The sequence below is a fragment of the uncultured Parasphingorhabdus sp. genome, from assembly GCF_963975555.1.
GTDB lineage: Bacteria > Pseudomonadota > Alphaproteobacteria > Sphingomonadales > Sphingomonadaceae > Parasphingorhabdus.
Window position 1 is genome coordinate 114269 of record NZ_CAXBHH010000010.1, and the last position, 12434, is coordinate 126702.

Below are 12434 nucleotides of genomic sequence, written 5' to 3' on the forward strand. Positions count from 1 at the left end.
TCATCATTGTCTCGGCAGGCGCAGGGTTACCAGCGTGCCCTGCCCCGGTTCTGATGTCAGCGTGAGATCACCGCCGTGCGCCATGATCAACTGGCGCGCCAGGGGAAGGCCCAGACCACCCACTTTGTCGGTCGCCTTTTGATCACGCGAGCGCGCAAAACTGTCAAAAGCCTTTGATTGCTGGCCAGCGGTCATCCCCGGACCATCGTCGGAAATATGGATCACCCCCTGCTTCACATTTCCGGAACCGTGAATGAGAACCCGCCCGCCGTCGCCGGTATATTTGATCGCATTGTCAACGATCTGGGAGATTGCCTGACTGAGCCGTTTCTTGTCCGCCATCGCCGAACCAAGCGTGGCATCCAGCTGCAATTCCACATCGATTGTTTTGGCCTTCGCATCGTCGGTAAAATGACCGGCAATATCCTCGATCAACTTGTTAAGATTAACCTTGTCCTTAGCGATCGGCAACGCGCCAGCTTCGCTTTGACTCAGGTCTAGAACATTGTCGATCTGCGTACCCAGACGCTTGACGGACTGAAGGATCGCCCGGACATATTCGTGGCCCTGATCGGTCAGCGGTCCGGCGATGCCCTGATCGAGAAGCTCCGCAAAGCCGCCGATCGACGTCAGCGGCGTCCGGAATTCGTAACTCATGTTGGACAGGAAGCTGCCCTTGATCGAATCTGCTTCGACCAGCGCTTCGTTACGCTCGCGCAGCGCCTGTTCGATCCGGTAGCTGTCCGAGATGTCCAGCATCGTAAAAAGCGCATTGCCGTCGGGCAGCGGGATGGCGGCAAATTCATAGCGGCGTCCGTCGGCAAAATGGATTCGTCCGCCTCTTTGTTCGCGCTCGGTCGTTGCGCTGCGCACCATTTCCCGCACTTCCGAAATCCGGGCAGGCTGTTTCAGTTGCTGCGCCATTTTTTGCATCAGCAGATCGACCCGCGGATGCTTACCGAGTTCGTCTTCATCCAGGCCCCAGTTTTTCGCGAACTGATGATTCCAGATATTCAATTTTCCATCGGCGGCAAACACGGCAAGGGATTCAAACAAATTGTCAAAGGTCGCGGTGCGTACTCGCAGCAATGTATCGCGCGCGCTCGCCAGTTGCACCTGTTCGGTCCGATCCTCGAAAATGACCAGCAAGCCGCCATCCGGCGTCGGATTCGCCAATACTCTCAGATGCGTGCCATCGGCGAGAAGCCAGTTCTCCTCGGTTCCGTTGGTCGACTGGAACCAGCCCGTCCGCTCTTCCCGCCATTCGGGGAAATCGCGAACTTCCGGGATACGGTTCATTTCGCGCATCCGGTCCAATACCCGCGGGAATTCGGGCCGCTCCGCTATCCATTGCTGTCGCATCGAGAAAATGCGCTGGAATGGCAGATTGCAGAATTTCAGCGATCTATCGGCATCGAACTGGACAACTCCGGCGGAAATCTTGTCGAGCATATCCCGCTGCGATTCACTGAAGCGCCTCTGCTCCCGCCGCGCATCTTCCAGTTCCTGAATGTCGATCGCATAGCCGGCGATGCCGGATTTACCGAGCGGCACATCAACCACCTGTGTCATCCGCCGTTCGCCGCCGATGGTCGTCGCGACGATCCGCTCCAGCGGCGCGCCCTGCGCTTTCGCCTTTTGAGCAGCATCAGCCGGCCGGAAACCGTCGATGGTTTCCACCAGCTCGATACCATTGGCGATCACTTGCGCTCCGTCTTCGGCATCGACCGCGGCAACATAAGCACTGTTGACCAAGGTGAGACGCAGGTCGGGCGAGCGATGCCACATCGGAACCGGGGCCGCTTCTATCAAGGCGGAGAGCGCATCAAAGGCAGCGCGTGCGGCTTCATTTTCGTCGCGCAGCTTCTCGATCTGCCCTTCGCTGTCGGTCGCATCAAAAACCCATAGCAGAGCGCTGCCATTGGGCGCGATTTTCTGATCAGCCAGATTACCGCGGATCAACAACGCCTTGTCCGATCCCCCGACCTTGATTGCGCGAACAAAATTACTGCCGGTTTTCTGGGCAAGATTGACGTCCTGCATCAGATCTTCGAGATCTTTCCGGCCGATGCCCCGATCATTATCGTGCAATTCGGAAATATGCGCTGGCAGATGATCAAAGCCAAGCCAGTGCATCAGTCGCTGCGACGCTTCCAATTTTCCGTCCGATCGCACCAGCAAAGGCAATGCAGGCGAGGTTTCGAGCAAGCGTCCCAGCCGTCCCGACTGGCGCAACGTGGCGTCCGCCTTGTTCTTCATCGCCAGACCGGTCCAGATCGCCCAAGCAGCAGCGCCCAGCCAGGCAGCAAGGATGAGGCCTAAGATTACAGCAGTAAGATCCGGGACGTTAGACATTGAACCATCGATTAGACGGATAGTTAACTTGCGCAAACCCCTATTCTTTATGTCTTGGAAAAGCACAGCGGACTAAGCTATTCCCGGCAGGGAAATAAAGCGGAGAGCGACGATGCCGATTGACGAAAGCCGGACCTTCAAACCGATCAACATTGCGCTGTTGACCGTTTCCGATACGCGCACGGTAAAAGAAGATACATCGGGCGACATATTGGCCGGGCGGATCGAGAAAAAGGGCCATGAACTAATTTACCGCAACCTGCTGAGAGACGACAAATCGATTCTCATCGCTCAACTCCACCAGTGGATTGACGACGAGCAGGTCGATGTCATCATCACCACCGGCGGGACCGGCCTGACCGGGCGCGACATTACACCGGAAGCGCTGAATGCGGTCAAGGACAAGGATATTCCCGGCTTCGGCGAACTGTTCCGCTATCTGAGCATCGCCAAGATCGGCACCTCGACTGTGCAATCCCGCGCCTGCGCCGTGGTTGCGCGAGGCACTTATATATTCGCGCTGCCCGGATCCAACGGCGCCGTCAAAGACGGCTGGGACGGCATATTGGACACCCAGCTGGATAGCCGTCATCGCCCCTGCAATTTTGTCGAGCTGATCCCGAGACTGCTTGAAAAATAGCGATTCAAACTATTTGTTCTTTATATGTTCTCGTAGTATGAAGAATGAATGGCCGACAAAAGCACAATCTATCCTCCGCCGCGAAAAGGCCGGGGGGCACCATCCAACGCGGTTCCGCAGCGGTTCAATCTGCAGGACCGGGAGATTGACGGCGATTGGCTGGACGAGCGAGCCGTTCTCGACGACATTGGCAGCACCAAGCTGAGAACCACCGTCACGACCGAATTTCCCAAATCGATCATCAATTACAACAAATCACCCGATCTGCCGTTTGATCGTTCAATCAACGCCTATCGGGGCTGCGAACATGGCTGCGTCTATTGCTATGCCCGGCCAAGCCACTCCTATCACGATCTGTCACCGGGACTTGATTTCGAAAGCAAGCTGTTCGCCAAGCCCGACGCCGCCGATCTGCTCCGCCAGACTTTTGCAAAACCAAACTATCAGCCCGCAAGCCTCGCGATCGGCACCAACACCGACCCTTATCAGCCGATTGAAAAACATTACCGGATCACACGGCAAATATTGGAAGTGATGCTGGAGGCGCTGCACCCGGTGGTCATCACCACCAAATCCAATCGGGTGATTGAGGATATTGATTTGCTGGTCCAACTGGCGGTCCAGCAGCTCACCGCTGTCACGATTTCCGTCACAACGCTCGACTCAACGACCGCGCGATTGCTGGAACCCAGAGCCCCCTCTCCCGACCGGCGGCTTGAGGCTGTTCGAAAACTCAGCGAAGCCGGCATCTATGTGCACGTCAATATCGCGCCCGTCGTCCCGGGCATCACCGATCACGAGATTGAAGCGATCGTTGCCGCGGCAGCCGATTGCGGTGCCAGCAGCATCTCCTTCATTCCCATGCGGCTGCCGCACGAAGTAGCGCCGCTGTTCGAACAATGGCTTGAAAGCCATTATCCCGAGCGCAAGTCAAAAGTGATGAGCATTGTCCGACAGATGCGCGGCGGCAAGCGCAACGATCCGGAATTCCACAGCCGTATGCGCGGTCAGGGCCCGTGGGCAGACCTCATCCGCACCCGGCTCACCATCGCGTCGCGCAAAGCTGGGTTGAACAAGGCCAAAATCACCCTCAGAACCGATCTGTTCCGGCGCCCGATAATCTCCGGCAGCCAGATGGAGCTTTTCTAGGCGTCCGCCAGACTCTTCAGCTTATAATCCTTATATTCGTCCCGGAGCGTCCGTTTCAGGATCTTGCCAGTGGCGGTATGTGGCAGTTCATCGACGAATTTCACTTCGTCGGGCAGCCACCATTTGGCGACCTTGTCATCGAGATATTCGATCACATCGGCTTGCGAAACATCGCTGCCGGGTTTGCGCACTACCAGCAGCAGCGGCCGCTCATCCCATTTGGGGTGATAGACGCCCACAGCGGCCGCCTCGGCAACACCGGGGCAACCGACAGCCGCATTTTCCAGCTCTATAGAACTGATCCACTCGCCGCCTGACTTGATCACATCTTTGGCGCGGTCGGTGATCTGCATCGTGCCGTCGGGATGCAGCACCGACACATCGCCGGTATCAAACCAGCCATCATCTTCCACCGCATCTTCGTCCGCGCGATAATAGCGTTGAACAATCCAGGGCCCGCGAATTTCCAGCGTGCCGCTGGTCTTGCCATCGCGAGGGGCAACATTGCCTTCTTCGTCGATGACGCGCAGTTCCACGCCAAACGGCGGCCTGCCCTGTTTGCAGATTACATCAACCTGCTCGTCAAAGTTAAGTTCGTCCCAGTTGGCCGGAAGCGAGCCCGCTGTGCCGATCGGCGACGTCTCGGTCATGCCCCAGGCATGGGCGACACGAACGCCGTTTTTCATCAATCGCTCGATCATCGAGCGCGGACAGGCCGAGCCGCCGATCACGACCACGCCCAGTTTGCCATAATCGCCACCGTTGGCGTCCAGGTCGGCAAACATGGATAGCCATACCGTAGGAACGCCGGCGCTATGCGTCACGCCTTCTTCGCGAATCAATTTCCACAAGACCGCCGCGTCATTGCTGGCGGAAAATACCATTTTTGCTCCGACCGCTGCGCAAGCGAAGGGCAGTCCCCAGGCATTGGCATGGAACATCGGAACAACCGGCAGCATCACCGAGCGGGTCGCCAGATCCATAACATCCGGCTGCACTTCGGTGATCGCGTGAAGGACGTTCGAACGATGCTCGTACAGCACGCCTTTCGGGTTGCCGGTGGTGCCGCTGGTGTAGCAAAGACCGCAGGGATCATTTTCATCGACGTCGACCCATTCGAAATCGCCGTCTTCCGCATCCAGCAGTTCGCGGAAGGTAGTATAGTCACCTTTCTCGCCGTCAAACTGGATATAATGTTCCACCGTTTTGAGCTGCGGCTTGATCAGTTCGACGATCGGAGCGAACATTTTATCGAACAACAGCACCCGGTCTTCGGCGTGATTGATCACATAGATCAGTTGCTCCTCGAACAGGCGCGGATTGACCGTGTGAAGGATGCCTCCGATGCCGGCGGAACCATACCAACTGATCAAATGATGGGCATGGTTCATGGCGATGGTGGCGACCCGGTCGCCTTTCTTCATGCCGAGGCGTTGCAATGCTTGCGAGAATTTGCGCGAATCAAGCCCGACTTCAGCCCAGTTGCTGCGCGTGATGTTGCCATCCGCCCAGTAGCTGACAATCTCGCGAGCGCCATGTTCTCTCGCAGCATGATCGATCAAATTGGTAATCTTGAGTGCGCTAGCTTGCATTGCACCGGCCATATTGTCTCTCCAAACAGGTTATCTTTGGCCGGGTCCTGAAATGTTTAGCGCTAGCTGACAAGCCTTAATTTGGGTTTCGCCACTCGCATGGGTCTAGCCGCGCCCAGACGGACGCCGGAGATTCCGTTGACCCGTTCCAGCATCTCGACGGTTTCTGCATCCAGACGGAAGGAGCGACCCAGACAGACTGTCACCGGATCGCCATCAGGTCCGGCCATGGTTGCCACCAGTTCACTATAGCCACCGACCAATGGCGCCACCAGATTGGTCAACTCGTGCAATCCGGCAATATCATGCACTTCCAGCTCCATGCATGTTCTGGTGGTTTTTTCCAGTCCTTCGAGCGGCTGGGCGCGCCGGACCGCAACCCGCGGATTTTCATCTTCAGACTGCTGGTCAAGCTCGACATTGAGCAACGCGCAGCCGCCCTGATCTGCCAGTTCCGCCAATATCTTGCACTGGTCCTCGTCGAAACAGCTGCCGGAAAACTGACCGCTGCTGTCCGACAGGTCGGCGAGCACAAAGCGTTTGCCCCTGCGGCTGTCACGCCAGCGCACTTTTTCTACAAGTGCGGCCATGACCGCCGGCTTGCGCACCCCTTCCCCGATCGGACCTTCGCTGCACAAGGCGGCATAAGTCAGCGCGCCCAGTGACGTCGTAACGGCCCGGAACTGGGAAACCGGATGGGCCGAGAAATAAAAGCCGAAGGCATCTCGTTCGTGGACCATGATTTCGTTGAGTGACCAGTTGCTGCCCTCCGGCAATCTGATCGCCTGCATGTCGCCGCCAGCGCTGCCCTCGCCGAACAGCCCGCCCTGCCCGCTTTCACGCGCATCCGCCGCGCTGTTGGCGACCGACAATATCATGTCTGCGCCGTCATAAACCGCCGCGCGATTGGGCTCCAGTTCGTCGAATCCACCGGCAGAGGCCAGACTTTCCAGCTGCCGCTTGTTGAGCCCATGCGGATCGATGCGATTGGCAAAATCCTCGATCGACGAGAACGGACCTTCGGCGGCGCGTTCGGCGACCAAGGACTGCATCGCTTTTTCCCCGACATTTTTCAGTCCGGCGAGCGCATATCGGACGGCAAAGCCGCCTTCGGGCAGCTCCTCGACGGAAAAATTGGGTCGACTTTTGTTGATCGCAGGCTGCAACACCGCCACATCCAGCCGCTTCATATCATCGACAAAAATGCTGAGCTTGTCAGACTGATGCATATCGAAACACATGGAAGCCGCGTAAAATTCATGCGGATAATGCGCTTTCAGCCAGGCTGTCTGGTAGGCGAGCAGCGCATAGGCCGCCGCGTGGCTTTTGTTGAAACCATAGCCGGCAAATTTATCGATCAAGTCGAACAGTTCGTTGGCTTGGTCGCTGTTCAAACCTTTTTCCGCCGCGCCTGAAACAAACCTGCTGCGCTGGACATCCATTTCCGCCTGAATCTTCTTACCCATGGCGCGGCGCAGCAGATCGGCTTCACCAAGCGAATAGCCGCCGATTATCTGCGCCGCCTGCATCACCTGCTCCTGATAGACGAAAATACCGTAAGTCTCTTTCAGGATGCCTTCGAGCAAAGGATGCGGATAGGCAATTTCGGCGCGACCGTTTTTACGGTCGCCGAAGAGCGGAATATTGTCCATCGGACCAGGGCGATACAACGACACCAGCGCGATAATATCGCCGAAATTCGTCGGTTTCACGGCGGCCAGCGTGCGCCGCATGCCTTCCGATTCCAGCTGGAACACACCCACGGTGTCGCCCCGCTGGAGCAGATCGAAGACGCCCTCGTCTTCCCAGCTCAATCCATCCAGATCGACTTCCATCCCGCGCTCGGCGAGCAGCTGGACCGCCTTCTTCAACACCGACAATGTTTTAAGGCCCAAGAAGTCGAATTTCACCAGACCGGCTTTTTCGACAAATTTCATGTCGAACTGGGTCACGGGCAGGTCGGAACGCGGATCGCGGTAAAGCGGCACCAGCTGATCGAGCGGACGGTCACCGATCACGACACCGGCAGCATGGGTCGAGCTGTGACGCGGCAAACCTTCCAGCTTCATCGCCAGGTCAAACAGTCGCTTTACATCCGCTTGCTTATATTCCTGCGCCAGTTCCGAAATACCGTTGAGCGAACGCTTCAAATCCCAGGGATCGGTGGGATGGTTGGGAATCATCTTGGTCAACCGGTCCACTTGCCCATAAGGCATTTGCAATACCCGGCCGACGTCGCGCAGCACCGCGCGGGCCTTCAGTTTTCCGAAGGTAATGATCTGGGCAACTTGCCGGTCGCCATATTTTTCCTGAACATAGCGAATAACCTCGCCGCGCCGCGTTTCGCAGAAATCGATATCGAAATCCGGCATCGAGACACGTTCCGGGTTGAGGAAACGTTCGAACAGCAAGCCGAGTTTGATCGGATCGAGATCGGTAATGGTAAGCGCCCATGCGACAACCGAACCAGCACCCGAACCACGGCCCGGACCAACCGGAATATCATGATCCTTCGCCCATTTGATAAAGTCGGCAACGATCAGGAAATAGCCGGGGAATCCCATGTTGACGATGACATCAAGTTCGAACTCCAGTCGATCGAAATAGCTCTTCCGTTCGGCATCATCGGCAAGATCGAGAACCGCCAGTCGCCGTTCCAGACCCGCGGTAGAATCGCGCCGCAATTGCTCGATTTCTCCGGCCAGATCGCCAGCCAGACTGGGCAGGATCGGATCTCTTTTGGGCGGGGAAGTTGCGCATCGCTGCGCAATAACCAGAGTATTCTCCAACGCTTCCGGAATATCCGAAAACAGCTCTTCCATCACCAGGCCGCTTTTCATCCAGAGATGTTTGGACGGTTTCTCGCGGTCATTATTCTCGACATAAGCGGATTGGGCGATACATTTCATCGCGTCATGCGCTTCGTGAAAACCGGGTTCGGAAAAACAGCTGGGGTTGGTCGCCACCAGCGGGATATCACGATCCATCGCCAGTGTGATCAGACCCGATTCAGCAGCGATTTCAACCGGGTCCTCGCGGCGGGAAAGCTCGATATAAAGTCGTCCCGGGAAAAGCTGTTGCAACAATGACAAATATGCTTCGGCTTCGCTTTGCTGCTCTTCCGCGATCAGTCGCGCCAGTGCGCCTTCGCCGCCGCCGGTCAGGGCCAGCAGGCCATCGCTGTGACTGGCCAGTATATCCATCCCGACGTGGGCGTCGAGCTCGCTGGGTCGATCGAGATGGGAAGCGGAAACCAGCTTGCAGAGATTTTCATATCCCTGCTCGTCCTGCGCATAGAGCGCGAGCCAGTCCAGAACCGGTTTGTCCTTTTCCGGGCCGCCGGGACGCGCCACGCGGAGGAAACAGCCGGTGATCGGCTGGACGCCTTTGGAACGGCAACCGTCATCGAAGGCCATCGAAGCGAACAGACCGATACGGTCGCAGAGCGCCACGGCCGGAAATCCGCGCTCTTTGGCAGCAGCGCCAATCGCGGCCGGCTCCATAGCACCATCCAGGATTGTATAGGCGGAAAAGGCGCGAAGATGGACGAACGGGATATGGGCCATAATGTCAGACTAACGTAGCAATATGGTCTTGCATATGGTGACGATCACGAAGCGCTCAACTATCGACCATTTGTCCACAGCTATTTAGTCAGATCATTCCAAAAGCGGCTTTTACAGAAGAGCTTCAATCTCGCTTTTCAGTTGCTCCGGCTTAACCGCCGGACCGTAACGCGCGACGACATTGCCTTCCCGGTCGACCAGAAATTTGGTGAAATTCCACTTGATCCGGGACCCCAGAAGACCTGATTTTTCAGATTTCAGATATTTCCATAATGGATCGGCATTATCGCCATTGACCTCAATTTTTTCCATCAACGGAAAGCTCACATCATAGTTTAGCGAGCAGAAATTCTTGATTTCGTCGGCATTTCCAGGCTCCTGGTGGCCGAATTGGTTGCAGGGGAAAGCCAATATCTCGAGGCCTTGGTCTTTATATTCCTGATGAAGCTTTTCGAGCCCTTCATATTGTGGGGTAAAACCGCATTTGGAGGCGGTGTTCACGATCAAAAGCACCTTGCCCTTGTGAGCAGCCAAGTCCTCAATGGATCCATCCGCCTGCTTCACCTGAAATTCAGTAACCGTCATATGCGCCCCGCATTGTTTGATTTTTTCGTTCGGTATGGCCTTCAGATTGATACTCAAGTCAGAAAAGTCAAAGCGAATCTCGCTTCAAATTGAAAAGACTAGGTTAAAATCCCGTCGTGGAGCCGGACAACCCGGTCCATTTTAGCGGCCAGGCGTTCGTTATGCGTCGCTATCAATGCCGCGCTGCCTTCCTTCCGTACGAGACTGATAAACTCCGCCAGAACCAGTTCGGCTGTTGCTTCGTCAAGATTGCCAGTCGGTTCATCCGCCAGCACCAGCTTCGGCGCATTGGCCAGCGCGCGCGCGACCGCTACCCGTTGTTGCTCACCACCGGACAATTTGCTCGGTGTGTGGTTCAGACGATCGCCCAGCCCAAGACTGCGCAAGAGCGTTTCGGCTCTTTGTTCAGCCGCTTTTTGGGACACACCGGCGATCAACTGGGGCATCACGACATTTTCCAGGGCCGAAAAATCGGGCAGCAGATGGTGGAATTGGTAGACAAAGCCAAGCAAATCGCGCCGGATCCGTGTATGACCGCTGGCAGGCAATTGCGCGGTTTCTTCACCGTTCAGCTTGATAGAGCCTTCAAACCCGCCTTCGAGCAATCCAACCGCTTGCAACAGCGTGGATTTCCCCGAACCGGAAGGGCCGACAAGCGCAACAATTTCATTTGCATTAATGTCGAGATTGACGCCGCGAAGCACCTCTATCTTGACGTCCGCCTGCACAAAGCTACGCCGGACATCTCGTAATTCTACCGTTTTCTGGTTCACTTGATCACTCATAACGAAGCACCTGAACCGGATCGGTACTGGCTGCCTTATAGGCAGGATAAAGCGTGGCAAGGAAACTGAAGAGCAGCGCCAGTCCTGCGATGCCGACGACTTCCATCGGATCGGTTCGTGCCGGCAGCTCGGTCAGAAAGCGGATCGACGGGTCCCACAAATTCTGTCCGGTAATCAACTGGACAAAATTGATCACATTCTGGCGGAAATAAATCGCAATCAAACCGAGGCCGATGCCCGCGGCTATGCCCAGCATCCCGATCGAGGTCCCGACGGTGACAAAAATCCTGAGCAGCGAAGCGCGCGATGCGCCCATCGTCCGCAATATGGCTATGTCCCGGGTCTTCGCCCGAACCAGCATGATCAGCGAAGACAGGATATTGAACACGGCAACCAGAATGATGATCGACAGGATCACAAACATCACCACGCGTTCGACCTGCAGCGTTTCGAACAGGGACGCATTCATCGTCTGCCAGTCGGTTATGACACCGCGGTCCGCCACCTTTGGAATCAGCGGCGCTATAATATTACTCACATTATCCGCGTCATTGGTCTTGATTTCGATCATCCCGATCTGATCGCCGAGCAGGAGCAATGTCTGCGCGTCTTCCATCGGCATGATGACAAAGGCCTTGTCATAATCATAGACCCCGACCTCGAAAATCGCGGCCACCTCATAGGCAATCTCTCGCGGCACCGTTCCAAACGGCGTCGAGCGCCCTTGCGGATTGATAATGGTGATCCGGCTGCCCACCTGTGCGCCAAGGGTTGTCGCCAGACGGCTGCCGATGCCGACGCGCCCTGCCCCGGGCTCGAGACGCGCAAGATCACCGGCTACGGTTTTTCCGTCCAGCGTTTCATTGTTCAATATATCCGGAACCAGCATGCCCCGCACCAATACGGCTTCGACCCGTCCGTTGAACGTGGTCAGCAACGGCTGTTCGATCAATGGCGAGGCCGAAACAACCCCTTCGGTATTCCGGGTGTCCTCCAGCAAGTCGCGCCAATCGGGCAGACGGCCACCATAGCCCTGGATCACGGCGTGACCGTTGAGGCCGACAATCTTGTCAAAAAGTTCGGCCCGAAAACCGTTCATGACGCTCATCACCACGATTAACGCGGCGACACCCAGCATGACCGCAACCAGACTGATACTGGCAACGAGGAAGATGAAACCCTCCCCCTTGCCGGGTAATAAATAGCGTTTTGCGATTACCCATTCATAACGGGACAGGAGCATGATTTGCGAAAACTTCCTTGGATCAGGTTGTCCTACCTTTACGGTCGCTGGCTGGGGCAAGCAAGCGTCATAGTGGTAAATCTGCTGTTGCCGATATGACACAAGCGACGATCAATCTGTCAAAACGCCCAAATTTGTCATGACAAATTTATGTCAGTCGATCAGAGATGGAAACAGAATCAAACATCTCGATTAACGGGTCATGGTTCAGGGATCCTTTCAGGTTCCGCCAAATGTTGGGGGACACGCGGCGTTGAATATGAAGGGAAAACAGGGGGCGATTTAATTCGTCACCATTTTCGCCCGGGTGCTGATTGGCATCCGGGCGTTTTTTTGCCCGCAATAAATTTCCAAACTACTGGAAATCCGTGTTTTTCTTTCTCTTGAAATATCCCATTTTGAACATATCTTTACTGATGTGAGACGCCATTCGGGTTTCACAACAGCGAACCGGATGCCGCTTTTGCGGGTCCAGATTTACATTGCTCAATTGAAGAGGATATAGATATGAATCGTTTT

At 55.9% G+C, this 12434-nt stretch carries 8 protein-coding genes; 2 read left to right on the plus strand and 6 right to left on the minus strand.

Annotated features, from left to right (window positions below):
* Positions 1-3 precede the first annotated feature (3 nt).
* On the minus strand, positions 4-2355 hold the full coding sequence (locus AAC060_RS15555; protein ID WP_339827944.1) for an ATP-binding protein: 2352 nt from the start codon (positions 2353-2355) through the stop codon (positions 4-6).
* A gap of 112 nt (positions 2356-2467) precedes the next feature.
* On the opposite strand from AAC060_RS15555, the gene moaB reads away from it, so the two are divergent.
* Both moaB and AAC060_RS15565 read left to right on the plus strand, forming a co-directional pair.
* Complete coding sequence (gene moaB / locus AAC060_RS15560; RefSeq protein ID WP_339827946.1) at positions 2468-2995, plus strand: molybdenum cofactor biosynthesis protein B; 528 nt, start codon at positions 2468-2470, stop codon at positions 2993-2995.
* 48 nt (positions 2996-3043) lie between these two features.
* The gene (locus AAC060_RS15565) at positions 3044-4144 is read left to right on the plus strand and encodes a PA0069 family radical SAM protein (protein WP_339827949.1); all 1101 of its coding nucleotides are present in this window, start codon (positions 3044-3046) and stop codon (positions 4142-4144) included.
* Here AAC060_RS15565 and AAC060_RS15570 read toward each other — a convergent pair.
* From AAC060_RS15570 to AAC060_RS15590, 5 genes are all read right to left on the minus strand, one after another.
* On the minus strand, positions 4141-5748 hold the full coding sequence (locus tag AAC060_RS15570; RefSeq protein ID WP_339827952.1) for a long-chain fatty acid--CoA ligase: 1608 nt from the start codon (positions 5746-5748) through the stop codon (positions 4141-4143). The genes AAC060_RS15565 and AAC060_RS15570 overlap by 4 nt on opposite strands.
* A 50-nt stretch (positions 5749-5798) precedes the next feature.
* Entirely contained in the window at positions 5799-9302 is a 3504-nt protein-coding gene (gene dnaE / locus AAC060_RS15575) for a DNA polymerase III subunit alpha (RefSeq protein ID WP_339827954.1), read from the minus strand.
* Positions 9303-9413: 111 nt separating this feature from the next.
* Positions 9414-9887, minus strand: a complete 474-nt coding sequence (locus AAC060_RS15580) for a glutathione peroxidase (protein ID WP_339827957.1) — start codon at positions 9885-9887, stop codon at positions 9414-9416.
* A 98-nt stretch (positions 9888-9985) separates the two neighbouring features.
* Positions 9986-10672: an ABC transporter ATP-binding protein gene (locus AAC060_RS15585; protein WP_339827959.1), complete on the minus strand. Its 687-nt coding sequence runs from the start codon at positions 10670-10672 to the stop codon at positions 9986-9988.
* Complete coding sequence (locus tag AAC060_RS15590; RefSeq protein WP_339827961.1) at positions 10665-11915, minus strand: lipoprotein-releasing ABC transporter permease subunit; 1251 nt, start codon at positions 11913-11915, stop codon at positions 10665-10667. Before AAC060_RS15590 ends, AAC060_RS15585 begins: the two co-directional genes overlap by 8 nt.
* Positions 11916-12434: the final 519 nt, after the last annotated feature.

What these genes read in the sequence shown, in the direction of transcription:
- moaB (WP_339827946.1), top strand. Translation starts at nt 2,468, where the DNA reads ATGCCGATTGACGAAAGCCGGACCTTCAAACCGATCAACATTGCGCTG.
- AAC060_RS15570 (WP_339827952.1), bottom strand. Translation starts at nt 5,748, where the DNA reads ATGGCCGGTGCAATGCAAGCTAGCGCACTCAAGATTACCAATTTGATC.
- AAC060_RS15565 (WP_339827949.1), top strand. Translation starts at nt 3,044, where the DNA reads ATGGCCGACAAAAGCACAATCTATCCTCCGCCGCGAAAAGGCCGGGGG.
- AAC060_RS15585 (WP_339827959.1), bottom strand. Translation starts at nt 10,672, where the DNA reads ATGAGTGATCAAGTGAACCAGAAAACGGTAGAATTACGAGATGTCCGG.
- dnaE (WP_339827954.1), bottom strand. Translation starts at nt 9,302, where the DNA reads ATGGCCCATATCCCGTTCGTCCATCTTCGCGCCTTTTCCGCCTATACA.
- AAC060_RS15590 (WP_339827961.1), bottom strand. Translation starts at nt 11,915, where the DNA reads ATGCTCCTGTCCCGTTATGAATGGGTAATCGCAAAACGCTATTTATTA.
- AAC060_RS15555 (WP_339827944.1), bottom strand. Translation starts at nt 2,355, where the DNA reads ATGTCTAACGTCCCGGATCTTACTGCTGTAATCTTAGGCCTCATCCTT.
- AAC060_RS15580 (WP_339827957.1), bottom strand. Translation starts at nt 9,887, where the DNA reads ATGACGGTTACTGAATTTCAGGTGAAGCAGGCGGATGGATCCATTGAG.